Source organism: Cellulomonas sp. NPDC089187, from assembly GCF_040685135.1.
Classification (GTDB): Bacteria; Actinomycetota; Actinomycetes; order Actinomycetales; family Cellulomonadaceae; genus Cellulomonas.
The window spans coordinates 337,505-361,953 of the sequence record NZ_JBFBHI010000004.1 but is presented as its reverse complement, the minus strand read 5'-3'; the positions used below and the strand labels follow the sequence as shown (position 1 = coordinate 361,953).

The 24,449-nt window shown below is 70.8% G+C and carries 14 protein-coding genes and 1 tRNA gene; 7 read left to right on the top strand and 8 right to left on the bottom strand.

Annotated features, from left to right (window positions below; genetic code table 11):
* Positions 1–106: 106 nt before the first annotated feature.
* Positions 107–1,774 carry a threonine/serine exporter family protein gene (locus AB0N78_RS12935; RefSeq protein WP_363390783.1) on the top strand — a complete coding sequence of 556 codons (1,668 nt, stop codon included), beginning with the start codon at positions 107–109 and terminating at the stop codon, positions 1,772–1,774.
* 8 nt (positions 1,775–1,782) lie between these two features.
* On the opposite strand, the gene AB0N78_RS12930 is transcribed toward AB0N78_RS12935, so the two are convergent.
* Together AB0N78_RS12930 and AB0N78_RS12925 are read right to left on the bottom strand one after the other, a co-directional pair.
* Entirely contained in the window at positions 1,783–2,631 is an 849-nt protein-coding gene (locus tag AB0N78_RS12930; RefSeq protein ID WP_363390780.1) for a DUF4031 domain-containing protein, read from the bottom strand.
* Between the two features lie 17 nt (positions 2,632–2,648).
* Entirely contained in the window at positions 2,649–2,996 is a 348-nt protein-coding gene (locus tag AB0N78_RS12925) for a DUF3592 domain-containing protein (protein ID WP_363390777.1), read from the bottom strand.
* Between the two features lie 207 nt (positions 2,997–3,203).
* Between AB0N78_RS12925 and AB0N78_RS12920 the strand changes: the two genes are divergently transcribed.
* Positions 3,204–3,950 carry a methyltransferase domain-containing protein gene (locus AB0N78_RS12920; RefSeq protein WP_363390774.1) on the top strand — a complete coding sequence of 249 codons (747 nt, stop codon included), beginning with the start codon at positions 3,204–3,206 and terminating at the stop codon, positions 3,948–3,950.
* 48 nt (positions 3,951–3,998) lie between these two features.
* On the opposite strand, the gene AB0N78_RS12915 is transcribed toward AB0N78_RS12920, so the two are convergent.
* Both AB0N78_RS12915 and AB0N78_RS12910 read right to left on the bottom strand, forming a co-directional pair.
* A tRNA-Gly gene (locus AB0N78_RS12915) sits at positions 3,999–4,069 on the bottom strand.
* A gap of 103 nt (positions 4,070–4,172) precedes the next feature.
* On the bottom strand, positions 4,173–6,707 hold the full coding sequence (locus AB0N78_RS12910; protein WP_363390771.1) for a glycosyl transferase: 2,535 nt from the start codon (positions 6,705–6,707) through the stop codon (positions 4,173–4,175).
* Positions 6,708–6,911: 204 nt separating this feature from the next.
* Here AB0N78_RS12910 and dcd point away from each other — a divergent pair, with 204 nt between their 5' ends.
* Both dcd and AB0N78_RS12900 read left to right on the top strand, forming a co-directional pair.
* On the top strand, positions 6,912–7,487 hold the full coding sequence (dcd, locus tag AB0N78_RS12905) for a dCTP deaminase (RefSeq protein ID WP_363390768.1): 576 nt from the start codon (positions 6,912–6,914) through the stop codon (positions 7,485–7,487).
* A gap of 1 nt (position 7,488) precedes the next feature.
* On the top strand, positions 7,489–8,556 hold the full coding sequence (locus AB0N78_RS12900) for a hypothetical protein (protein WP_363390765.1): 1,068 nt from the start codon (positions 7,489–7,491) through the stop codon (positions 8,554–8,556).
* Positions 8,557–8,579: 23 nt separating this feature from the next.
* On the opposite strand, the gene AB0N78_RS12895 is transcribed toward AB0N78_RS12900, so the two are convergent.
* On the bottom strand, positions 8,580–9,167 hold the full coding sequence (locus tag AB0N78_RS12895) for a shikimate kinase (protein ID WP_363390762.1): 588 nt from the start codon (positions 9,165–9,167) through the stop codon (positions 8,580–8,582).
* 10 nt (positions 9,168–9,177) lie between these two features.
* Positions 9,178–11,877 carry an HAD-IC family P-type ATPase gene (locus AB0N78_RS12890; RefSeq protein WP_363390760.1) on the bottom strand — a complete coding sequence of 900 codons (2,700 nt, stop codon included), beginning with the start codon at positions 11,875–11,877 and terminating at the stop codon, positions 9,178–9,180.
* Between the two features lie 398 nt (positions 11,878–12,275).
* On the opposite strand from AB0N78_RS12890, the gene AB0N78_RS12885 reads away from it, so the two are divergent.
* Complete coding sequence (locus AB0N78_RS12885) at positions 12,276–14,840, top strand: LuxR C-terminal-related transcriptional regulator (RefSeq protein ID WP_363390757.1); 2,565 nt, start codon at positions 12,276–12,278, stop codon at positions 14,838–14,840.
* A 3-nt stretch (positions 14,841–14,843) separates the two neighbouring features.
* On the opposite strand, the gene AB0N78_RS12880 is transcribed toward AB0N78_RS12885, so the two are convergent.
* Entirely contained in the window at positions 14,844–15,362 is a 519-nt protein-coding gene (locus AB0N78_RS12880; protein ID WP_363390754.1) for a TetR family transcriptional regulator, read from the bottom strand.
* Between the two features lie 129 nt (positions 15,363–15,491).
* Here AB0N78_RS12880 and AB0N78_RS12875 point away from each other — a divergent pair, with 129 nt between their 5' ends.
* A complete protein-coding gene (locus AB0N78_RS12875; protein WP_363390751.1) occupies positions 15,492–17,024 on the top strand; it encodes an MFS transporter in 1,533 nt (510 codons plus the stop codon).
* Between the two features lie 99 nt (positions 17,025–17,123).
* On the opposite strand, the gene AB0N78_RS12870 is transcribed toward AB0N78_RS12875, so the two are convergent.
* Positions 17,124–19,244: a (Fe-S)-binding protein gene (locus AB0N78_RS12870; protein ID WP_363390749.1), complete on the bottom strand. Its 2,121-nt coding sequence runs from the start codon at positions 19,242–19,244 to the stop codon at positions 17,124–17,126.
* Positions 19,245–19,541: 297 nt separating this feature from the next.
* On the opposite strand from AB0N78_RS12870, the gene AB0N78_RS12865 reads away from it, so the two are divergent.
* On the top strand, positions 19,542–24,371 hold the full coding sequence (locus tag AB0N78_RS12865) for a tandem-95 repeat protein (protein ID WP_363390746.1): 4,830 nt from the start codon (positions 19,542–19,544) through the stop codon (positions 24,369–24,371).
* Positions 24,372–24,449: the final 78 nt, after the last annotated feature.

The window sequence follows — 24,449 nt, the reverse complement described above, 5'->3', positions numbered from 1 at the left end:
CCAGCCCAGCGTCGGACCCACGAGCTCACCGGCCCCGACCGACGGGCCTGCCCCCACCTCCACCGCGCAACCAACCACCCAGCCCGCACCCGACCCGACAGCAGTCGTGCCCACCGAGCAGCCGACCGTCGGTCCCTCGTCATCCCCCGAGTCCACCCCCACCCAGCCCAGCCCGGAGCCGACCACGACCAGCGTCGTCCCCAGCACTCCCGGGTGGCTGAGTCGCCCGGCGGCCGCAGATTCCGCGTTGCCCTGGGGGATGGTGCTAGTGGCGGTCCTGATCCTGGCCGCCGCAGCGGTGGGGGTGGTGTGGCTGTGGCGCAATACCGGCGTGGTCGAACGGTTGCGGGCGCGTGCTGCACACGATGGCCCGTCCGACGACGTCGAGCCCGCATCGCGGACCGCCGAGATCGCGGTGGTGCCCGCGGACGCGGCGACCGCGGTGCTGCCCGCGGTGGTGCCCACCGGTGGATCCCCCACTCCGCAGGGCCCGGCCACGCCTCCCGCCCGAGCGGGCACCGCCACCGAGCGTGCCGCCGCGGATGAGACCGTGCGCTTCCTGATCCAACTGGGCGAGGCGATGGTGGACACCAGCTCCCCGATCGCCCAGGTCAACGGCACCCTGCAACGGATCGCCGCGGTCAACGGGCTGCCCGGCACCGCCGTGGTGACCTTCCCGACGGCGTTGATGGTGTCGGTTCCGGACGGGCAGACCGTGCGCACGGCGGTCGCCACCGCAGGGGGCCGCGCGCTGCGTCTGGACCAGGTCGCCGATGTCCTGGACCTGGCACAGGCGGCGGTGCGAGGCGCGGTGCGACCCGCCGAGGGTCTCGACACGCTGCGGTCGATCCTGGATTCCCCAGCACCGTCCACCGGGCGACGGCGTGCCCTCGGATACGTCGTGGTCGCGGCCGGGCTGTCCCTGGTGCTCGGCGGCGGGTGGCTGGATGTGCTGCTGTCGGCGGTGCTCGGTGGGGTGGTGTCCGTGGTGACCCGCCTGACCCGTCGCATGCCGCCGGTGTACCAGGGCCTGCTCACCGGCGCGTGCGCGTTCCTGGTGGCGGTGCCGGTGTTCCTGCTGGTGCGGACCGGGCTGCCGGTGGGGCTGCTCGCACCGCTGGTCGGGCCGCTGGTGACCTTCCTGCCCGGTGCGCTCCTGACCACCGGCGTCATCGATTTGGCCACCCGGCAGATGATCGCGGGGTCGGCCCGGCTGGCCGCGGGCGTCATGCAGTTGGTGCTCCTGGCCCTCGGGATCACCGCGGCGGCCGGTCTGGTCGGTGTGCCGGCCACGGAGCTGAGCTCGGGCGGGGGTCATCCGTTGGGCTGGGCGGCACCCTGGATCGGTGTGCTGGTCTACGCCGTGGGTGTGGTGCTGAACAACGACGCCCGCACCGAGACGCTGCCGTGGATCACGCTGGTGCTGGTGGTCGCCTACGCCGGGCAGGTGCTCGGTGGCCTGCTGCTGGGCGCGTCAGTGTCGTCGTTCGTGGGGGCGCTGGCGATGACCCCGGTGGCGATGGTCGCGGCCACCCGGCGCAGCGGACCGCCGTTCCTGGTGACCTTCCTGCCCGGATTCTGGGTCCTGGTGCCCGGTGCGTTGGGACTGGTTGGCGTCACCTCCGCGCTGGGGGCGGTCACCGATCAGGCGATCACCACCATCGTCACCACCGGGGTGTCCATGGTCGCGATCTGCCTGGGTGTGTTGGCCGGACTGGCGTTGGGGTCGGGGCTGCAACGGCGGCTGGCCCCGGATGTGCCGCCGCTGATCTGAACGGTCGGTCAGGGCCGCAGGTCAGCCAACTCGCCCCGTAGGTTGGCCCCCGCGCGCTCGGCCCACAGCCGTCGCCCTCGCTCGGTGCGGTACAGCGTCGGCAGCGCGAGCAGCTGCTCCAGCACCGCCGCCCGTCCAACCCGGAACTGCTCCTCGGGCACGGTCGCGTACTCCGCACGGATCTGACGGCGGTACTCGTCGTAGCGCTTGGGTTCGGCACCGAGGATCGCCAGATCGGCGTCGCTCACCAGGGCGGCCACCGGATCGGCTGGGTCAGGATCGTGGTGGGCGGTCATCAGGATCAGCTCCGCCACCCGGGGATCGTCCAGCACCTCCACGGCCAGGGCAGCCGAGGCCTGCTCGTCACCGGGGGTGCTGCCGTCGTGCACGGCGTCGTGGAACCACAGGGCCAGCTCGGCGGTCCGCGTGAGCTCGGGGCGGTCCGCCAGCAGGTCCAGGGCCGTCAGGCACTCCGCCAGATGCCGGGCATCGTGATAGGTCCGGTGCGGCTCACGCCAGCGCACCAGCAGATCGTCCACCGGCGTGAAATCCTCCGGGCGTCGATCCAGCCAGCGACGGCGCAGACCCTTCAACAGCGGCCGATCCCGTCCGCGCACCCGCAGCCCGGAACCGATCAAGCGCCGGGTGAGCTCCCCGCCGCTGAGGGGTGTGGCCCCGGCCTCGACCACCTCCCGATGCCGCGCAGCCGGGATGTCGTAATGATCAAGGTCGAAGGCGCGCCGACCGATCCCGAGCGCTCCGGCGAAGGCGTGCAACTCGGCCACCGACGTGTCGGAGACCAGATGCGACCACAGGGTGTCGTGGGCGGGCCAGACCGGCGGGTCGACAAGGATCACCGGGCGATCCTAGGGACTCAGGACGCGCGGTTGCGTGCCACCAGGGTGGACCAGTCGAAGGTCACCCGGGTCGGGTCGTCGGGCTGGAACAGGATCGGCACACTCATCCCGATCTGGAACTGCGGGGTGTAGATCGCGCTCGGTGCCTCGCGGGACACACTGGTGTGCTCGATGCCGGTGGCGAGGTCGGTGAACCGGACGGTGAAGTCGATCACCGGCCGATCGCCCGAGGTGCCACCCGTGGGCCGGAACCCCTGGATGACCGCGGTGGTCGGGCGTCCGTTGCGGACTCGGCGGCCACTGGTCGCGCGGATGATCAGGAAGCACAGTCCGAGTCCGGCCGCGACGGCGAGGAGGGTCCACATGGCGTTCAGGGTAGTGGGCTGAGCATCCGGGTCCGGAAAACCCCTCGACCGCGCCCCCGCACCGATCTACCGTGGGCTCGGCTCACCCGGAGCCCCGCCCACCCGGGCGGACACAGAGAGTGCGATGCCTGATGCCGGTCCTCGTCCCGACGAGCGCTGCCCGCTTGTCCGACGACCCCACACTGGACCTCAGCAAGGAGCATCACCGTGTTCGATCTTCGCCTCTTCTCCATCCGTGAGTCCGGCCACCGGATTCACAACCCGCTGACCGAACGGCAGCTCGCCGACTTCGGTCGTTCCCTCCAGCTGCGACCGGGCAGCCGGGTGCTCGACCTGGCGTCCGGGTCGGGTGAGCTGCTTGCCACCTGGGCGCGCGACCACGACATCTCCGGCGTGGGCGTGGAGCTCAACCCGGACTTTGTGGCCTCCGCCCGGGCGCGGGCCCACGAGCTCGGCGTGGGCGACCGCGTGTGGTTCGTGGAGTCCGACGCCGCCGGGTATGTCAGCGACGAGCCGGTCGACCTCGCGGCATGCGTGGGCGCGACCTGGATCGGTGGCGGCGTGCCCGGCACCGTGGAGCTGCTGCGACGCAGCCTCACGCCCGGCGGGATGCTGCTGATCGGCGAGCCGTACTGGCGCACGGTGCCGACCGACGCGGCGGCGTTGCAGGCCTGCGGCGTCGAGTCGGCGGCGGACTACCTGACACTGCCCGGCCTGCTCGGCTCCTTCGGGGAGCTGGGCTACGACGTGGTCCAGATGGTCTGCGCGACCGAGTCCACCTGGGACGGCTACATGGCACCGCAGTGGTTGGCGATGCGCCGGTGGGCGGATGCGAACCCGGGCCACGAGCTGCACGACCAGGTGCGTGAGCTGCTGGCCACTGAGCCGGCCGACTACGTGCTGGGTGCCCGGGCGCACTTCGGCTGGGGGGTGTTCGCGCTGATCGCGCGCTGACCTGGGAATGACGAAGGCCCGGACCATCTGGTCCGGGCCTTCGATCTGAGCGGATGACGGGAATCGAACCCGCGCTATCAGCTTGGGAAGCTGAAGTTCTACCATTGAACTACATCCGCGTGGCGTGCATCCCCAGTGTAACGGGTTCGCGCGGCGGGTGGGAGCACCCCCGACACCGAAGGCCCCGGAGCACGCAGCTCCGGGGCCTTCGACCGTGGTGGATCAGAGGGTGACGGCGACCTTCACCGTGCTGCCGGCCGCGGCGTAGGGCACCGTCCGGCCCTCGATCGGCTCACCGTCCACGGACACCGAGGCGCGGGCGCCGGGGGTGCCGGAGTTGGTGACGGCGATCTCGTACCGGGCGCCGCGGATGGTGCGGGTGACGGTGAACGAGGGCACATCCGGGCCGATCTGCGGGTCGACGGTCAGGCCGTCGTAGTCCGGGCGGACGCCGAGCAGGTACTGGCTGACCGCGACGAAGTTCCACGCGGCGGTGCCGGTGAGCCAGGAGTTCTTGGCCTCACCGTGCCGGACCGCCTCCTTACCGGCGATCATCTGGGCGTAGACGTAGGGCTCCAGGCGGTGCACCTCGGAGATGTCCTCGCGGTAGGCCGGAGTGATCCGCTGGTAGTAGTCGAATGCCCGGGCCCCGTTGCCGACGATGGTCTCGCCGATGATCACCCACGGGTTGTTGTGGCAGAAGATGCCACCGTTCTCCTTGTAGCCCGGCGGGTAGGTGGAGACCTCGCCCAACTCGATCTGGTAGCTGGTGTACGCCGGGTGCTGGAGCACCATGCCGTGGTCGGTGGCCAGATGCCGATTGACCGACTCCAGGGCGCGGACGGCCTCGGACTCCGGGTTGGCCGGGTTCTGCGGGTCGATGCCGATGCCGCCCATCACGGCGAAGCCCTGCGGCTCGATCCAGATCTTGCCCTCGGGCTTGGCGTCGGTGCCGATCGGGTTGCCGAAGAAGTCGTACGCCCGCAGGAACCACTCGCCGTCCCAGCCGTGGGCCAGCACCGCGGCGCGCATCTGGCCGACAGCATCCCGCGCAGCGGCGGCGACCTCGGGCAGGCCACGGCGCTCGGCCAGCTCGGCGTACTCCGGGCCGATGGCGGCGAACATCGCGGCGATGAACACCGACTCCGCGACACCACCGGACTGGTTCTCCGTGGTCTGGAAGGACTCACCCGGCTCGGTGCTGAAGCAGTTGAGGTTCAGGCAGTCGTTCCAGTCGGCGCGGCCGATCAGCGGCAGACCGTGCGGCCCCCGGTTGTTCACGGTGAAGTCGAAAGACCGGGTCAGATGCTCGAACAGCGGCACCTCGGAGCCGGGCTGGTTGTCGAAGGGCACCGGCTCGTCGAGGATCGCCCAGTCGCCGGTCTCCTTGATGTACGCCGCCACGCCGAGGATCAGCCACAGCGGGTCGTCGTTGAAGCCGGAGCCGATGTCGTTGTTCCCGCGCTTGGTCAGCGGCTGGTACTGGTGGTACGCCGACCCGTCCGGGAACTGGGTGGAGGCGATGTCGATGATCCGCTCACGTGCCCGCTCCGGGACCAGGTGCACGAACCCGAGCAGGTCCTGGTTGGAGTCGCGGAAGCCCATGCCGCGGCCGATCCCGGTCTCGAAGTACGACGCCGACCGGGACATGTTGAAGGTCACCATGCACTGGTACTGGTTCCAGATGTTGACCATCCGGTCCAGCTTCTCGTCGCCGGAGCTGACGGTGTAGCTGCCGAGCATGTCGGCCCAGTAGCTGCGCAGCCGGTCGAAGGCGGCCTCGGTCTGTTCGGTGGTGGCGTAGCGGGAGAGCAGGCCGTGGGCGCGCTCGCGGTTGATCAGCTGCTTGTCGCTGCCGGGGGCCCACTTGGTGTCGTGCTCGTTCTCGATGTAGCCGAGCACGTAGGTCAGCGACCGGGACTCGCCCGGGGCCAGGGTGACCTCGACCTGGTGCGAGCCGATCGGGTACCAGCCGGAGGCGACCGAGTCGGTGGACTTCCCGGCGCGGGGCACGGCGGCCTCGCCCAGGCCGTTCCACGGTCCGACGAAGCTGTCCCGGTCGGTGTCGAAGCCGGTGGCGCGGGTGTTCACGGCGTACACCGCGTAGTGGTCGCGGCGCTCGCGGTACTCGGTCTTGTGGAAGATCGCGGAGCCGTGCGGGCCGTCCAGCTCGACCTCGACCTCGGCCAGCGACAGGTTGCGCTGGTAGTTGGTCTGGTCGTCCTGGGCGTTCCAGAGGCAGAACTCCACGAAGGAGAACAGCTGCACGGTCTTGGGTGCGTCGGAGTCGTTGGTCAGGGTGACCTGCTGGATCTCCGCGTTCTCGTCGACGGGGACGAAGAACAGGGTGTCGACGGTCAGACCGCCACGGGAGCCGGTGATCCGGGAGTAGCCCAGTCCGTGCCGTGCCTCGAAGTGATCCAGCTCGGCCTTGACCGGCAGCCAGCCCGGGGTCCACACGTCGCCGCCGTCGTTGACGTAGAAGTACCGGCCGCCGTCGTCGGTGGGGATGTTGTTGTAGCGGTACCGGGTCAGGCGGCGCATCTTCGCGTCGCGGTAGAAGGAGTAGCCGCCCGCGGTGTGCGAGATCAGCGAGAAGAACTCCTGCGAGCCCAGGTAGTTGATCCAGGGGTACGGGGTGTGCGGCGTCGTGATGACGTACTCGCGTGCCTCGTCGTCGAAGTGGCCGAACCGCATCGTTGCGCCTTCCAGGTCTGGGTGCTGACTGCCGGTGCGGGAGCGCTCCCACGCACCCACAGCGGCCAGCGTAACGCACCGTCGAATCGCTTCCCTGGGTCCCGCCCCTCGCGATCCCCTCTGCGCTTGCCCGCCCACCGAGGAGTCAGTTTCTGAGGCGACTCGGGCGATATGCGGCTCAGAAACTGACTCCTCGGCGGGGCCCGGGCGCTCAGGAGGAGAGCGCGGGGGGAGGGCTCGGGGTCCGGCCGGTACCGTGGACCCGTGCTGCTCTCTGATCGCGATATCCGTGCCGAACTCGACGCCGGGCGGGTGGTCCTGGACCCCACCACGCCGGAGATGGTGCAGCCGTCCAGTGTGGACGTGCGACTCGACCGGTTCTTCCGGCTGTTCGACAACCACCGCTACGCGATGATCGACCCCTCCGTGGAGCAGCCCGATCTGACCCGGCTAGTCGAGGTCGACCCGAAGGAGCCCTTCGTCCTGCACCCGGGGGAGTTCGTCCTCGGGTCGACCTTTGAGGAGGTGACCCTGCCGGAGGACATCGCCGCCCGGTTGGAGGGCAAGTCCTCGCTGGGTCGGCTCGGGCTGCTCACCCACTCCACCGCCGGGTTCATCGACCCGGGCTTCAGCGGGCACGTGACCCTGGAACTGTCGAATGTCGCGACGCTGCCGATCACGCTGTGGCCCGGGATGAAGATCGGCCAGATGTGCTTCTTCCGGCTGAGCTCCCCGGCGGAGCGACCCTACGGCTCCGGTGCCACGGGGTCGCGGTACCAGGGTCAGCGTGGACCGACCGCCTCCCGGTCCTGGCAGAACTTCCACCGCACGCAGGTCTGAGATGACCCCCTGGCCGCAGCTGACTGGGTGGCCGGAGGGCTCGCCGGTGCCGGGTCGTCATCTGTTGCTGCTCCCGGACGGGGTGGCACCTGACGAGGTCGAGGTGCTGGCGATCAGCCGGTTCTCCGCGGCCCGGTGGGAGCGCCCGCCCCGGGTGCCGAGCACTCGCCGGGAGACCGGTGCGCAGGCCACCCCGGGGGTGCTCCGACTCGGACGGCTGTCCACGGTGACCGGGCCCTTCGCCGCCAATCCCGCGCTGGTCAGTCGACTCGGTGCGTCGGCGGATCTGGTCACGGCGTGGCCGGTCGACGTCCCACGGGAACGGGTGGACACCCCCGCGCTCGGCGGTGACCGGGACGGACTGCGTCGGGCGTTCGGCGGGCAGCAGCCGGTCCGTGAGGAGGGGCGGGTGCTGCGCTGGCTGGTCGATGTCGCACGACGGCTCGGCGGTGCCATCCGCACCGACACCGGCGTGGTGTTGGCGCCGGAGATGGATGCCGCCCTGGACCTGACCGTGTTCAGCGACCGATGGGTGGAGCCGGACACTGTGCTGGCCGCTGCCCGCCGGATCGCGCCGCAGGCCCAGGCCGACACCCCGGAGGTCTCACCCGAGCGTCTGGGCACTGTCGCGCACACCGGGCGGGTGCTGGTCGAGCGCCCGGACGGCGGCATCGGCATCGACGACCCGGACGAGCGCCGTCGGTTGCATGCCGAGGCGGATGCCTTCGACGCGTGGATGGTGCAGAACCCGCCAGTGGCCGAGGGATTCGGGGTGCTGATCGACCTGGGCGCTGACGGTGCGGTGTCAGTGCGCGCCGAATCCGAGGGTGACCTGCCCCTGGTGCTGCACGGCCTGAGCTGGACCGCCGGTGAGGTGGTTGCCTACCGGGTGACCTGGGAACCTCCGGAGCTGGAGGAGCTGGAGGCGGAACACCCGTCGCTGGTGCACCGGGTGGCCCGTGGTCGGGCGGCGCAGGTGGTCCGGTCCATCGCCCGCGAGGTGCAGGCGGATGTCGGCGGCGAGGTCGCGGATATGGCCGGGTTCCTGGTCGATCCCGCGGAGCTCTGATCCGGGCCTGCTCGTCGTGGTTCTCACGCTCGGCGGCCCGGACGCGCGGGGTCGACCAGCGCGAGTACGCGCTCAGCGGTGGCGGCTGGGCCCTCGTCCCCGGTGATCACCAGGTCCGTCGCCCACCGACGCGGGTGCGGGTCCGCCCACCACTGCGCGAGGAAGTCGTGCCCGTCACGGACCCACTCGGTGCCCTTGTCCGCACGGCAGCGCTCCCGGAGGACCGGCAGGCCCAGATCGGCATCCTTATGCGGGAGGAGCATCACGACATGCGGCGCGGTGGCCAGTGCTGCCTGGACGGTAGCTCGATGGGCGGCCTGCGTGTAGGTGGTGTGACCCGCGCCGAGGGCCAGCACTCCGCCGTCGGCGGCGTCGACCAGAGCGGTGACGGCATGGGCGCGAGCCGGTTCCCACTCGTACTCGGCTGCGAGTCGTCCGACAGTCGTGATCCGGTCCCGCAGCCGGTCGAGGGTCCAGCCCTGCTCGGCGTAGAACTGCTCGCCGTGCTCGTCCGCGTCCCAGAACGGCACGTCGAGCGCGGCGGCGACCGCTGCGCCCACGGTCGACTTCCCGGTCCCCGCCGGGCCGATCAGCACCAGGGCGGGCGGCATAGCGGCGACCCTACCGCCGTCGTCCCCGCGCCCGGTCCACCGCCTTCATGAGCTCGACCAGCAGGAACACCACGATGGCCAGCCCCGCCGTGAGCGCCCACTGCCGCGGACCGATGGGCGCGGAGTCGAACCAGCTGTGCATGAAGGGCGCGTAGGTGAACACCAGCTGGAACACGACCAGTGCACCAGTGGCCAGCCAGACCACCGGGTTCCCGCGCAGCACCCGCGCGGTCAGGCTGCTGTTGTTCAGGAACCGGCACGAGAACAGGTAGGCCAGCTGGCCGAGGGCGAGCATGGTGACCGCGGTGGTCTGGGCGACGGCGTTCGGGGAGCCGGAGTTCCGCTCGACGAAGTAGACGGCCAGGGTGGCCCCACCGATCAGCACGGAGGCGGTGATCACCTCGGTGAGCGAATCCCGGGAGAGGACGGAGCCGCCCGGTGTGCGCGGGGGACGGCTCATCACATCCGGCTCGGCGGGCTCGTAGGCGAGCGCCAGGGACAGGGTGATGGCGGTGACCAGGTTGACCCAGAGGATCTGCACCGGGGCCAGCGGCAGGGACAGCCCGAAGAGCACCGCCACCAGGATCACCAGCGACTGCGCGCCGTTGGTGGGCAGCAGGAAGACCACGGATTTGCGGATGTTGTCGTAGATCCGACGCCCCTCCTCCACCGCGCGCTCGATGGTGGCGAAGTTGTCATCGGCGAGGACGATCTCGGCGGCCTCCTTGGTGGCCTCGGTGCCCTTGATGCCCATCGCGATGCCGACGTCGGCCCGGGTGAGGGCGGGGGCGTCGTTCACGCCGTCACCGGTCATGGCGACGACCTCGCCGTGGCCCTGGAGGGCGCGGACGATGCGCAGCTTGTGCTCGGGGCTGGTGCGGGCGTAGACGTCGACCTCGCGGACCCGGGCGGAGAGCTGGTCGCCGGTCATCTCCTCCAGCTCGGCGCCGGTGAGCGCGTTCACCTCGCCCTCGGCGGAGGCGATGCCCAGTTCCCGGGCGATGGCGGTGGCGGTGCCGACGTGGTCGCCGGTGATCATCTTGACCCGGATGCCCGCGCGGTGGCAGTCGGCGATCGCCTGCACGGCCTCCGGTCGCGGCGGGTCCACGATGCCGAGTACGCCGAGGAACACCAGGTCGTCGGCGACATCCTGCGGGTCGAGGTCGGTGGCGTCATCCGCGGCGGGACGCTCGGCGGCGGCGAGGGTGCGCAGGCCCTGCCCGGCCAGGTCGTCGATCACGGCGTCCCAGTGCGCCAGGTCGAGCGGTTCGGGGGTGCCGTCTGCGCCGAGCTGGTGGGTGCAGCGGTCCAGCAGTCGGTCGGGGGCGCCCACCACCCGGTAGACCCTTCCGTCGTCGTCGGCGTCCAGGGTGGCCATGTACTTGGTGGCGGACTCGAAGGGCAGCACCGCCAGCCGTTCGATGCCGGAGAGGTCGACGCCGGATTTGCGGGTCAGTGTGGCGACCGCGCCCTCGGTGGGCTGGCCCACTACCCGCCACTGATCGCCGTCCTGGACCACGCGGGCGTCATTGCAGGAACCGGCGGCGCGGATCAGACGGCGCAGGTCGACCAGCGCCGAGGGCTCGACCGTGGTGTCGTCCCGGGTGAGGTGGCCCTGCGGGGCATAGCCCAGGCCGTGCACCGCGTACAGCCCGCCGCGGGTGACCACTGAGCGGACGGTCATCTCATTGGTGGTCAGGGTGCCGGTCTTGTCCGAGCAGATCGTGGTGACCGACCCCAGCGCCTCCACCGAGGTCAGCTTGCGGGTGATCGCGTGGCGTCGGGCCATCTGCTGGACGCCGAGCGCCAGGGTCACGGTGACCAGAGCTGGCAATCCCTCGGGCACGGCAGCCACCGCGAAGCCGATCGCAGCGGAGACCAGATCCGGCAGCGCGAAGTCGTGCACCACCCGGCCGATCACCAGCATCACCGCGGCCATCACCAGGATGCCGATCGACAGGGCCCGGCCGAAGGCACCGAGCTGGCGGGTCAACGGGGTGTCGAGGTGGTCCACCCCGGCGACCAGCGCCTGGATCCGACCGATCTCGGTATCGCCGCCGGTGGCGACCACCACGCCGATCCCGGTGCCGGTGGCGACCAGGGTGCCGGAGTAGAGCATCGAGGAGCGGTCGCCGATCCCGGCGCGGGCATCCACGGCGCGCGGGTCCTTGGCGGCCGGCACGGACTCACCGGTGAGCGCGGCCTCGTCCACCTGCAGGCCGGTGGCGGACAGCAGGCGCAGGTCGGCGGGCACCCGGTCGCCGGAGCGGACCCGGACCACATCGCCGGGGACCAGTGTCTCGGCGTCGATCACCTGCCACTGCCCGTCCCGGCGGGCCTGCGCGTCGAGGGACAGCATGGTGCGGATGCCGTCCAGAGCCTTCTCCGCTTGACCCTCCTGGATGAAGCCGACCAGCCCGTTGATGACGGCCACCGCCAGGATCACCGTGAAGTCGATCCAATCGCCGAGGATCGCCTTCAGCACCGCTGACGCCAGCAGGATGTAGATCAGGATGTCGTCGAAGTGCCCGGCCAGGCGGCGGATCACGCTCGGGCGCGGGGGTGCGGGCAACCGGTTCGGGCCGGACGCGGCCAGTCGCGCGATGGCATCGGTGTCGGTCAGGCCGCCTTCGTGGGCGTGCAGTCGGGCCAGGACCGCAGTGGGCGACTCGGCGTAGGGGGTCTGTGGGGCGGCGGTGTCGACGGACATATGACCTTCTGCTGTCGGCTGCGTGCGCGGGTCTGGTGTCGATCGTCGCAGCCGCCGACGGGCGCGGACTGGGACGTGGGATGGGAAATTCACCCGCTCCGGATGCGAAGACACCGGGGCACTGCCCAGACTGGTCGCCCACTCCGGGCTCGGCAAGCCTGGATTCCGCGGATCGAGGGGGCGCAGATGGGTCAGCTGGACGAGGCAGTGGACCAGCAGGACGGGTACCAGGGCGACGAGGACGCACGGTGGACCTCGGTGAGCAACCCCCGCAGAGTACGAATCTGACCGGTTAGGGGTGGTTTCGCTCACGTTGTGCGGGCGATTCGATGCGGTCTGAGTGGGATCTGGGTCCCTGTGTAGTCGCCTACCTCGCGCTATATGAGTAGTTTCGCCGTATGGCAGACGAGGTGGCGCTGCACGCGGAGACTGTGAAGACCGTGGTGGAGTACCTACGGTCCGGGATCAGCGTGAACGTGGTGGGGATGCGGACGTCCGGGCGCAGCGGGGTGCTGCGTCGGGTCGTGGAGCTGTTGGCGGACGATGGCGTCTCCGCCGTGACGGTCAGTGGCGTGGCCGCGCTGGCCGATCGACCGCTGGCGGCGTTGGGTGTCGGCGGTGTCGAGGTGCCGAACTCGCCCACGGGTGGCTCGCTCTCCGCGGCGGTGACCGCGCTGGAACGCCGGATCACTGCGCGCCCGTCCGTGCTGGTGATCGACGATGTCGAGGCGGTCGACCAGGTCAGTGCCGGGGTGGTCGCCGCGGTGCGTCGCCGGGTGCCGGTGCCGGTGCTGGCCGCCAGTCGCCCTGCTGGTCGCCGACAGCTGGAGACCACGCTGATCACCGCGGATCTGGCCCCTGCGGCGCGGGTGGTGCTGCCGCCGATGCGCTACGACGCGGTGCATCGCCTGGTGCACGAGATGCTGCCCGGTGCGGTCGAGCCCTCCGCGCTGGCGCGGATCGCCACCAAGTCCGGTGGGCTGCCCGGTCTGGTTGCGGCGCTGGTGGACACCGGTCGCCGCACCGGCCGGCTGGTCCGTCGGGACAACCTCTGGGTGGTGCGTGGCGGGCTGTGGGACCCGTCGCTGGCGCAGGCGGTGGAGCCGCTGCTGGCCGAGCTGGATGAGTCCGGTCTGGACGCCCTGACCCTGCTGTCTTACGCCGGGACATTGGACTTCGATCTGGCGCGGACCGTGGTCCCCTGGCCGGTGCTGACCGGTCTGGATGACGCCGGTCTGATCCAGGTGCTTGAGGGTGGCCCGCAGCCGGCCATCGGGGTGTTCCCTCCGCTGGTCGCCGAGTACTTGCGCAACGAGTCCAGCTCGATCCGCCGGGTGCAGGCCACTGAGGAGCTGTCGCGGCTGCTCGGCGAGCAGACCTCCTGGCGTCCGGTGCCGTCGACGGTCTCCCGGGTGGCTGCCCTGAGCGGCACCGAGACCGTGATGGGCCGACGCTTCGCCGAGTACTGGCAGGTCGAGGTCGAGCTGCGACGGACCGCGTGGCGCGCCGACCCCTCCGCGGTGAATGCGGTGCCGCTGATGATCGCGCTGCTCAGTTTGCAGGCCAGCCCGGAGGAGACCGACGCGGTGGTGGCGGGCACCCGTCCCACGCCGGAGAACCCGCGCGCCGAGGCGCTGCTGGTGGTCTGGCACGCCGTCGATCTGGGGTTGCGGCGCGGCGTCCCGGCGGAGGCGGATCGACTGCTGACCGAGGCGCTGCCGGACTTCCCGGAGTTCACCGGTGTGCTCCAGGCCACCCGGGCGCACCTGCACCTGGTGACCGCGGGGCTGCCCGATACCGACTTGCTGCATCCGGACGTGGTGGGGGAGGACCCACTCAACCTGGAGGCGCTGCGGGCGGCTCGGGCGGAGGCCCTGGTGGCCGGCGGGCGGATCACCGAGGCGATGGCGGAGATCGCGGGCTCCGACCCGGTGGATGAGCGCTTCCGGCTCAGCAACCAGTTGAGCACCACGCTGGCGACGATGCTGGACGGTCGTCCGGAAGAGGCGATCAGTCAGGCACTGTCCGATGCCCAGGAGGCTCGGGCGGCGCTGGACCCCGGTTCGTACCAGGCTCACGCCTATGTCGCCGTGCTCGGTCTGACCATGGTCGGCCGCCTGGATGAGGTCGACACGCTGCTGTCCTCAGTGCTGAGCCTGCCGAACAACCAGACATTGCAGGCGCACTTCCGCAACGGGGTGCTGACCCTGGCCGCGGTGGTGGCGTCGTTCCAGGGCCGGGTGAATTACGCCCAAGGGTTGGCGCAGCAGGCCGAGGCGCTGGGCGCACCGCGGGGGCCGTACCCAGCGATGGCACCGGATATGGCGACGCTGTTGATCCGCGGGCCGGGGGCGGAGTCCGCGGATGCGCTGTGGACGATGGTCGAGGAGCGGATGGCGGCCGGAATGGCGGTCGCGGCGGTGACCATCGCGGTGGCGTCGCTGGAGCGTCAGCCGGATGTGGCCCGTGCGCACTGGTTGGCGGAGCAGGTCAAGGACGTCGAGGCGGTGTTCGTGCAGCGGCTCGCGGCCTACTGTCAGGCGGTCGGCTCCCAGGACCCGGATGCGCTGGCGGCATGCGCCAAGGCGTTGAACGAGGCGGATCTGCGGCTGTACTCGACCCGCGCCGGGGTGACTCGTGCGCTGGCCTTGCGCCAGAACGGGGAGTTCGATGCGGCGGCCGCACAGGCTGAGCAGTCCTGGAATGAGGCCGCGTTGTACGCGGCGGATATGCGCGGCCTGTTCGCCCCGCTGTCCAAGGCGGTGGATCTGACCTCGCGCGAGCGGGAGATCGCGGTGATGGTCTCTGAGGGGATGCAGACCGCGGAGATCGCCACCTCGCTGGTGCTGAGCGTGCGCACGGTGGAGAACCACCTGCTGAACGCCTTCCGCAAGGTCGGCGTGGACAACCGCGAGGCGCTGGCCCGGGCGGTCGACACCTGGGCGTCCTCCGGGGCGGCCTGAGTCTCAGCCGCGCAGCCGGGACAGGATCTCCCGGGCGTGTTCCAGTGCGCCCTCGTCCCGGCTGCCGGCCACCGCGTTGTAGTACATGCCGTCGCCGACGAGTTGGATGACGTGCGCCAGCGCCGGGTCACCGAGTTCGGTCAGCAGCGCGTGGTACCAGGCGGCCCGCAGGTCGTCGAGCACGGAGTCGTGCTCACCGGCCTCTTCGGACAGGCGGGCGGCGGCGATCAGCGCCCGGTCCAGTGCGCCACCGGATGAGGTGGACTCCACCAGGTAGTAGTCCGCTGCGCCCTCGGGTGCGGCGGTCATCGCGGCCAGGTCGGCCTCGCCCAGGGCCCGGAGTCGTTCCCGCTGTCCGGCCTCCAGCGCCGCCTTGTTGGGGAAGTGGTAGAGCAGTCCGCCCTTGGAGACGCCCGCGGCCGCTGCCACCGCGTCGAGGGTGGCGGCGCGGCTGCCGTGGTCGATCAGCACCTGCTCGAAGGCGTCCAGCAGGCGGTCACGGGTGCTCGCGGCGTCGGGCATGGGATGACCGTACCGGGGTCGTGGACTGTACCGTCCAGACGGTACAGTTGATACCCGGTCGAGAGCCGCCGGGACGAGGCAGAGCGCGACCGATCCCGATGACGACTCCACTGGAAAGGCCGTGCCCTGATGTCCGCGCTCCTCGCCCCGCCGCAGGCGACCCGCACCACCCGCCCCTGGGCAGCACTGGCGGTGCTGATGCTCCCGGTGCTGCTGATCTCGGTGGACAACACCGTGCTGAGCTTCGCGCTCCCGGCGATCACCACCGCGCTCGGTGCCTCGGGCGGGCAACTGCTGTGGATCGTGGACGCCTACCCGCTGATGCTGGCCGGTCTGCTGGTACCCATGGGCTCGCTGGGCGACCGGATCGGCCGACGCCGACTGCTGCTGGTCGGGGCGACCGGCTTTGCTCTGGTGTCGCTGCTGGCCGCCTGGGCACCCACCCCCCCGCTGCTGATCGCGGCCCGGGCGCTGCTCGGCGTGTTCGGCGCGACCCTGATGCCCTCCACGCTGTCCCTGTTGCGCAATGTCTTCACCGACCGTGCCCAGCGCCGATTGGCCATCGCCATCTGGGCGGCGGGCTTCGCGGCCGGTGGAGCGCTGGGGCCGATCGTCGGCGGGTTCCTGCTCACGCACTTCTGGTGGGGGTCGGTGTTCTTGCTGAACACCCCGCTGCTGCTGGTGCTGATCCCGCTGGCGCTCTGGCTGGTGCCGGAGTCTCGCGACCCGCACCCTGGCCCGGTGGATGTGCCGAGCATCCTGCTGTCCCTGGTCACGATGCTGCCGCTGGTGCACGCGATCATCGAGGTCGGCGAGCACGGGGTCAGTGCCCGGACGTTCCTGGGGGTGGCGGTCGGACTGGTCGCCGGGTGGGCCTTCGTGCGGCGGCAGCGCCGGTTGACCACACCGATGCTGGACGTGTCGCTGTTCACGCGGGCGACCTTCAGCGGGGCGGTGTGCGCGAATCTGCTGTCGATCATGGGCTTCAGCGGGCTGCTGGTGGTGGTCTCGCAGTTCCTCCAGCTGGTGCTCGGGATGTCCCCGATGGACGCCGGTCTGGTGCTGCTGCCCGGACTGGTCGCCTCAGTGATCGCCGGACTGGTGGCGGTCACGCTGGTGCGCTACATCCGGCCGGGCATGCTGATCGGCGGATCGTTCCTGCTGGCGGCGCTCGGGTACCTGCTGGCCAGTCGGGTCGGCACCGATCCCACGGCGGGCACCATCGCGGTGGCCTTTGTGGTGATGGCCCTGGGTGTCGGACTGGCGGAGACCTTGACCAATGACGAGATCGTCGCGTCGGTCCCAGCGGAGAAGGCCGGTGCCGCCTCGGCGGTGTCCGAGACCGCCTACGAGCTGGGCACCACGCTGGGTGTGGCGGTGCTCGGCTCGGTGCTGAACGCCACCTACCGGGCGCGAGTCGTGGTGCCTGACTCGATGACCGTCGACCAGGGCCACGCCGCGGGGGAGACCCTGGCCGGTGCGGTCCGGGTCGCCGGGGAGGTCGACGCCAGCACCGGACAGACCCTGCTCGACTCGGCCCGTGCGGCCTTCGATCTGGGTATGCAGCGATCCGCGCTGGTCGGGATCGGGGTGGCGGTCGCGGCGGCGGCGGTGTCCTTCGTGACGCTGCGCAAGGCGACCGGGCAGGACCCGCAGGAGTAGGGGCAGCGGGCTCGGTCGGGAACCCCGGGCGGCGGCGCGGGCTCGGCGGGACAGCCGCTGGCGCGGGGGCTCGACCCGGCGCGTCGGCGTCCCGGAGGTCTAGGCCCCGCGCACCCGCCCGGCCAGCAGCACCGCGATATCCGCCACCTCCGGCACCCCCACGTCGGCCCGGTCCACCGGCTCGGCCGCGGCCACCCCGTCCTGCAGCATCACCGTGCAGAACGGGCAGGCCGTGGCGACGGTGCCCGCGCCGGTGCCGATCGCCTCCTGCGCCCGGGCGGTGCCGATCCGGGTGCCGATCGACTCCTCGATCCACATCCGCGCCCCGCCCGCTCCGCAGCAGAACGAGCGCTCGCGGTTGCGGGGCATCTCGGTCAGCTGGGCACCGGCGGCGGCCAGCAGCTCGCGTGGCGGGGCGTAGATCTGGTTGTGCCGGCCCAGGTAGCAGGGGTCGTGGTACGTGACCTCGCCCAGTTCCGGAGCATCGTCCACCGGCACCAGTCGACCCTCACCCACCAAGCGGTTGAGGAGCTCGGTGTGGTGCACCACGTCGTAGTGCCCGCCCAGCTGCGGGTACTCCCGGGCCAGGGTGTTGAAGCAGTGCGCGCAGCTGACCACCACGGCCCGCGCCCCGGCCTGGTTCAGCGTCTCGACATTGGCCGAGGCGAGCATCTGGAACAGCACCTCGTTGCCCGCCCGGCGTGCCGGGTCGCCGGTGCAGCCCTCGCCGTCGCCGAGCACCGCGAAGGACACCCCGGCGGTGTGCAGCAACTCGGCCACCGCGCGGGTGGTGCGCATGGCCTTCTCCTCGAAGGAGCCCGCACAGCCGACCCAGAACAGGTAGTCGACGTCAGCCGCCGACTCCACATCAGCGCCGACTACCGGCACGTCGAAGGGCAGCCCCTTGGCCCAGTTCAACCGCTGCCGAGCGGGCAGACCCCACGGGTTGCCGCGCCGCTCCAGCTTGGTGAACATCCCGGCCAGCTCCGCGGGGAAGGCCGACTCCATCAGGGTCTGGTAGCGGCGGATGTCGACGATGGTGTCCACGTGCTCGATGTCCACCGGGCACTGCTGCACACAGGCACCGCAGGTGGTGCAGGCCCACAGAGCATCGGCGTCGATCACCCCGGAGGCGACCAGGTCCACGTCGACGTGTCCGGAGTCGGTCCCGGCGGTCAGGTAGGGGGCGGTGGCGGCGGCCTGATCGCGTAGGCCCATCACCACCCGCTTGGGGGACAGCGGCTTCCCGGTCGCCCAGGCCGGGCACTGGTCCTGACAGCGCCCGCATTCGGTGCAGGTGGCCACATCCAGCAGCTGCTTCCAGCTCAGGTCCTCCACCGCCTTGGCACCCAGCCGGGCGTCCTCCGGCAGCGACTCCAGCGCCGCGACGTCCAGCGGTGCGCCCTCGACTCGGATCGGCTCCACGGGACCGAGCGCGACGCGGCCGTCGGCGTCTTTGCGGGCATAGACGTTCACCACGGCGAGGAACCGGTGCCAGGCGATGCCCATCGTCGGGCGGCTACCCACCACGACGAACCAGACCATCGACACCAGGATCTTCACCGTGGCGCACAGCACCACGGCGGTCTCCAGCGTGGTGGTGGACGCCCCGGACAGCAGTGAGCCGATCCACGCGGTGGTCGGGAAGTGCAGAGCCGACCCACCGTCGAGCGCGTACTCCAGTCCGCGCAGCGCCAGCACGGCCAGCACCACCAGCAGCACCGTCGCCTCGACCACCGCCGCCTGACCGGTGCGCGACCCGAAGAATCGGGACCGTCGTGCCTCGGGCTCGGGGGTGCCCCGGCGCGGTGTGATCCGCAGCCGCAGCCCGATCAGCGCCAGGATTCCGGCGAATGAGAGCCAGGCGATGGCCTCGGTCAGCCACTCCCAGGGCAGCAGGTGACCGAGCACCGGCAGGGTCCAGCGCGGATAGACGACCTGGCCGTACCCGGTGACCAGCGTGAAGAACAGGATGGGGAAGCTGACCATCACGGTCCAGTGCGCGATCCGCACCACCGGTGTGTGCTGGAACCGGCCGTGTCCGAGCATCTCCCGCAGGACCAGCCCGGTCCGCCGCGCCACCGGCCCGGAACGTCCGGGGGCGGGTCGACCCATCGTGATCGCGCGGGTCAGGCGGATCGCCCCGCGAATGAAGACCACGATCCCGACCACGGTGGCGAGCACCACCAGGGTCAGGCAGATCAGGCGCAGGGCGGTCACCGCATGAGGCTAGCCCGCACTCGGCGGCGATGACGGGACGGCCGACCCAGAACTCGGCCCGGCGTGAGAGCGCAGTGCCCACGCCTGACATCGTTCGACTACTCAACCACGTGCAACCCGTGACTTTTTCGGCGAATGAGATTACTCAATCACGTCGCGAGCGAGGTGTTCCGCACCAAGCTGTTCACGATCTGCCATCCCTCTGCCACACCGTCCATCACCGACGGCGGCCGGATGGCGCAACGCCGCGGGGCACGGCTCGAGGGGACCCTGCGATGACGAGTCGGGTAGGGAACGATGAGCACTTCGCGCTGGTTCGAGGGCCGGTGGGCACGGAGCCCCCGACGGTCCGCGGCGCTGGTCACCGTGGCCGCGCTCGCCCTGACCGGTCTGGGCGTCTCTCCGGCCTCGGCCGAGGGTGAGATCGGCTCTGCGACCGGTCTGACCCTCAAAGTCACCGCCGACGGCACCGCGAATAAGGACGGCTCCTGGGACAGCTCCGATCAGCCGGGCTACGACTCCTCGCCGACCAACGGCATCGTCCGCACCCACGACTACGTGACCTATCAGTGGGGCTACTCCGTCGCCACCGCCGGTGACGTCACCCTGGTGCAGACCCTGCCCGACGGAATGGGCTGGGTCACCGCCGCGTCGACCGGTCTGTGCGCGGAGGGTGCCGGTGCGGTCTCCGCCGACCGCCGCACCCTCAGCTGTACCCGTGCGGGTCAGGCCACCGGTGCCAGCACGATGTCCGTGCAGGCCGAGGTGCTGTACGCGGCCCACGGCCAGCAGCTCAGCTCCGTGCTGTCCTCCGCCGGTGCACCGGACAGCGCCCCGGCCACGGTCACCGCCTCGGCCACCCCCAAGGTCAGCCTGGGCGTGCGCGGCGGTTCGAACGGCTACTACGAGCGGGGCGGCGTTGCTGGGTACACCTTCTGGTACCAGATCCACCTCTACCAGGAGGTCGACCCGATCCGTGGCGTCCGGGGCAGCGAAGCCCTCGCCGACGGTTTCACCATGACCCTGGACCCGTCGACGATCAGCCCGAGCGCGATCCTGCACTCCTGCCCCTCCGGCAACGCGCAGAACATCGGCGGCTATCAGGTCTACGACCGGATCAACGGCAGCAACCAGACCGCCGCCAACTCGGTCCCGCAGCGTGGCGACTGGAGCTGCGCACAGGACACCCCGGGTGGTCCGATCACGGTCACCGTGCACAATGCGATCACCGACCTGCGCAGCTACCCCACGCACTACTCCAACGGGTCCGCTCTCAGCTCCACGATGGCCCTGATCTCCGGCAACGAGCTGTTCACCTGGCTGCCCGCCACGGAGTACACCGAGGCCCGCGCGCTGAACATGCAGACCAGCGGCTTTGACCCCGAGTCGGTCTCCGGCCAGTCAAACTTCGGCACCGGCTACGCGAAGGGCCAGGAGCCCGGGGCCGCACCGATCACCAATGTCAACAACGTCACGGTGACCATCCCGCTCACCGAGGGTGTGGTGCCCCGGCTCAGCTACACCTGGGACCCGGTCGGCAACCCGTGGAACATGAACAACCCGATCCCGGCAGGGGCGAGCAGCACCTCCGCGGGCGACGCGCCGTTGGCCCCCGGCGACAGCATCCGGTACGGCGGGTACATCACCAACCAGTCCACCTCCGGCATCCCGGGGACGAACATCGGCACCTGCGTGGTGTGGGACGAGTCGATCCTCAGCATCGGCGACAGCCCACAGTTCTACTCCCAGCGCGGTCACGTGGCCATGGAGTACGCCCACCTCGACGTGAGCACCGACGCCGCACGCAAGAGCTACGACTGCGGCCAGGCCGCGGACGGTGCCGTCGGGTGGTCGACGACCGTCGCCGGTGCCGGAGGGGCCGACCAGGTCAACGCGATGCGGGTCTCCTACAGCAACCTCGCCGCCGGTGTTTCCAACTACCTGGGCGTGGTCCTCACCCGGACCGACAAGACGCTGCCCGACAGCACTCCGCTGCCGGTGTTCTGGCAGCTGCGGTCGACCCAGTCCGGTCTGGCCCAGTCGACCTTCAACCCGGACACCCTGGCGGGGAACCTCCTCGGTGCTCGGGCCAAGAGCATCGCCACCACCGTCGCCGCCGACCTGAGCTGGGACACCGCCTCCGGCGCGCCCGGAACCCCCCGCACGCTCACGGTGCAGCCCGGGCTGTCCCACCCGGACGCCACCGCCAGCGACGTGTCGGTCACCGTCACCCTGCCCGCCGGAGTGACCCCGGTGGAGGGTTCCTGGAATGACGACCTGACGCCCACCGCGGTGACGAACGCTGACGGCAGCACCACGCTGACCTTCGCGCTCGGCGACCTGACCGGCGAGGACATCGCCCCGGTGACCTTTGACGTCAACATCTCGGCTCGGCTGGCCATGCCGACCTCGGTGACCGCCACCGCCGTGATCGCGTCGGTCAGCGACTTCCGCCCGGTCAGCTATCGCACCAGCACCGCCACCCTCGGGGTGAATGCGGCCAAGGTGTTCGCGGTCGCCAAGACCGGTTCGACCGTGACCGCCACCCCCGGTGTCCCGGTCACCTACACCGTCTCCTGGCTGAACGGTCTGGAGGCGGGGGTCGGCACCGGTGCCCTGGTGGACGTGCTGCCCTTCGACGGGGACGGTCGTGGCACCGACGCGCTGACCGGCATCGCGCTGACCGATCTGGACGTCGACGCCGATATGGCGGTGCGGGTGCAGTTCACCACTGCCGACCCGGCCGACACCCTGGATGCGGTCAAGGCCGACCCCTCGGGTGAGACGGTCATCGGCTGGGCCGAGTGGCCCACCGACGGCAGCGTGCCTGCCGGGGTGACCGCCCTGCGGTTCCTCACCGGCGACATCGAGCCCGGCATGGGTGGTGAGGTCACGCTCACTGCTGTGCCCGGACTACTCGGGGTGGACGGTGCCACCGTGAACAACCTCTACGGCACCGTGACCGGACTGGACGCCGCGATCACTGCGGTCTCCCCGGTGACGATGAGCTCCGGTGGTGTCCAGCTATCCGGCACCGTCTACGCCGATGACGACTACTCCTGGACCCGGGAGGCCGGGGAGTCCGGGCTGGCCGAGGTGCAGATCACGGTCACTGGCCACTCGTTCGGGGCGAACGGCGTGGACGAGGGCGGCGCGGGCGATGACATCCCGGTCACCGCCGAGCAGGGCCTCACCGCCACCTCCACCTCCGACGGCTCCTACACCGTCGACGGGCTGCCGCCGGGCCGGTGGACGCTGACCGCCACTACCCCGAGCGGGATGCTGCCGGGCCAGACGCCCTCCACCGAGCTAGTGCTGGAGTCCACCGAGCGGATGGCCGACCTGGACTTCGGATTCGTGGACGAGCTGGTGGCCCCGGTCGCCGCACCGGACAACGTCCGAGTGTCCGCGGGGGACAGCGTGAACGTCCCGGTGCTGGCGAACGACACCCTGGACGACTCCGCCGTCATCACCGGTCTGAGCACGCCGACCGCGGGCACCGCCACCCACACCGATGACACGGTGACCTACACCGCGCCCGCCGACGGTTCCGGCACGGTCACCGTCGACTACACGGTGCGGGACAAGGCACGGCAGACCGCGACCGGCACCCTCAGCATCGAGGTGGTTCCGCTGCCCACCGCCAGCCCGGCGCTGTACCGGGTTGGCCAGGTGGCCACTGCGCTGCCGGACATCGCCGGTCTGTTCACCGGGGATGACGCCTCGATCAGCGCGGTGAGCACCCCGGCTCACGGCGCCGTCGAGCTGGTGGACGGCGTGGTGGTCTACACCCCCGAGGCCGGCTACGCCGGTGCCGACCAGTTCTCCTACACGGTGACCGACTCGATGGGGAAGTCCGCCGGAGCGGTGATCACCCTGACCGTGGTCGCCGCCCCGACCACCACGGATCTGGCCATCGCCACCCGGCAGGACACCCCGGTGACCGCCGACCTGGGTGCACTGGCCAGCGGTGACGGCCTCACGCTCGCGGTGACCACCGCCGCCGAGCACGGCACCCTGCTGATCACCGACCCCGCCGCCGGGCTGGTCGAGTACACCCCGGATGCGGGATACATCGGGACGGACCAGATCGTGCTGACCTGGACCGACTCCGTGGGCCAGACGGTCACGACCACCCTGTCCGTCGAGGTGCGGCAGACCCCGGCAGCCAATCCCGACACCGCCGCCACCGTCATCGACGCCCCGGTCACCGTGGACGTCCTGGCCAACGACTCCGGCGTCGACCTGACGCTGACCGCCGTGATCCAGCCGGAGCACGGCACCGTCGCCATTGCCGAGGGTGCGCTGGTCTACACCCCGCAGGACGGCTGGTCCGGGGTGGACACGCTGACCTACGACGCCACCGATCGTTGGGGCGGCGAGGTCTCCGCCACGGTGACCGTCACGGTCTACTCCGCCCCGGTCGCGCCGGAGGTGACCGGTCGCACCGGTGTGCAGATGCCCCTGGTCCTGGACCCGGCCGCCGTGCAGAGTACGCAGACCGACGGGCTGCCGCGCGCACCGTGGACAGTGACCGCCATCGGCGAGCCTTCCGAGGGAACCGCGGTGCTGAACCCGGACGGCAGCATCACCGTGACCTCCGCGGCACCGACCAGCGGTGAGATCACGCTGGAATACACGGTCACCGACGCCATGGGGCAGACCGCCACCGGCACCCTGACGGTCACGGTGCTCACCCTGACCGTGGAGGACATCCGGACCCGGACTCCGTTCCAGACCCCGGTGACGGTGGATGTGCTGGCCGGGGCGCAGGGCACCGGTGTGACGCTCGCCAGCCTGGCCCAGCCGGGCATCGGCAGCGCGCGGATCGACGAGTCCGGCACGATCACCTACCTGCCCGCCGATGGGTTCGCCGGTGCTGATTCCTTCACCGTCACCGTCACCGACGAGGTCGGCCAGACCGCCGTCGCCCGGGTGGATGTCACCGTGGAGCCGGCCTCGCAGGTGCTCGCTGAGGAGCCGCCGGTGCGGGACATCGCGGCGCGGTTCCTCGCGGTGACCGGTCTGCGACTGAGCGACACGCTGTGGGCGGCGCTGGCCGTGCTGCTGATCGGCTGGCGTGTGGTCGTGGTGAGTCGGCGGCGGCAGGACGACCAGCTCTCCTGAGCCCGGGCGGAGGTCCCCGCGCTGAGCCGAGGGCGAACACGCCCCCGGTGGCCAGGGGATCGCTTGATACGATGCAAG

Excerpts from the sequence above, each read along its gene's own strand:
- AB0N78_RS12925 (WP_363390777.1), bottom strand. The coding sequence starts at position 2,996 with ATGTGGACCCTCCTCGCCGTCGCGGCCGGACTCGGACTGTGCTTCCTG.
- AB0N78_RS12900 (WP_363390765.1), top strand. The coding sequence starts at position 7,489 with ATGACCCCCTGGCCGCAGCTGACTGGGTGGCCGGAGGGCTCGCCGGTG.
- AB0N78_RS12895 (WP_363390762.1), bottom strand. The coding sequence starts at position 9,167 with ATGCCGCCCGCCCTGGTGCTGATCGGCCCGGCGGGGACCGGGAAGTCG.
- AB0N78_RS12890 (WP_363390760.1), bottom strand. The coding sequence starts at position 11,877 with ATGTCCGTCGACACCGCCGCCCCACAGACCCCCTACGCCGAGTCGCCC.
- AB0N78_RS12885 (WP_363390757.1), top strand. The coding sequence starts at position 12,276 with ATGGCAGACGAGGTGGCGCTGCACGCGGAGACTGTGAAGACCGTGGTG.
- AB0N78_RS12880 (WP_363390754.1), bottom strand. The coding sequence starts at position 15,362 with ATGCCCGACGCCGCGAGCACCCGTGACCGCCTGCTGGACGCCTTCGAG.
- AB0N78_RS12875 (WP_363390751.1), top strand. The coding sequence starts at position 15,492 with ATGTCCGCGCTCCTCGCCCCGCCGCAGGCGACCCGCACCACCCGCCCC.
- AB0N78_RS12865 (WP_363390746.1), top strand. The coding sequence starts at position 19,542 with ATGAGCACTTCGCGCTGGTTCGAGGGCCGGTGGGCACGGAGCCCCCGA.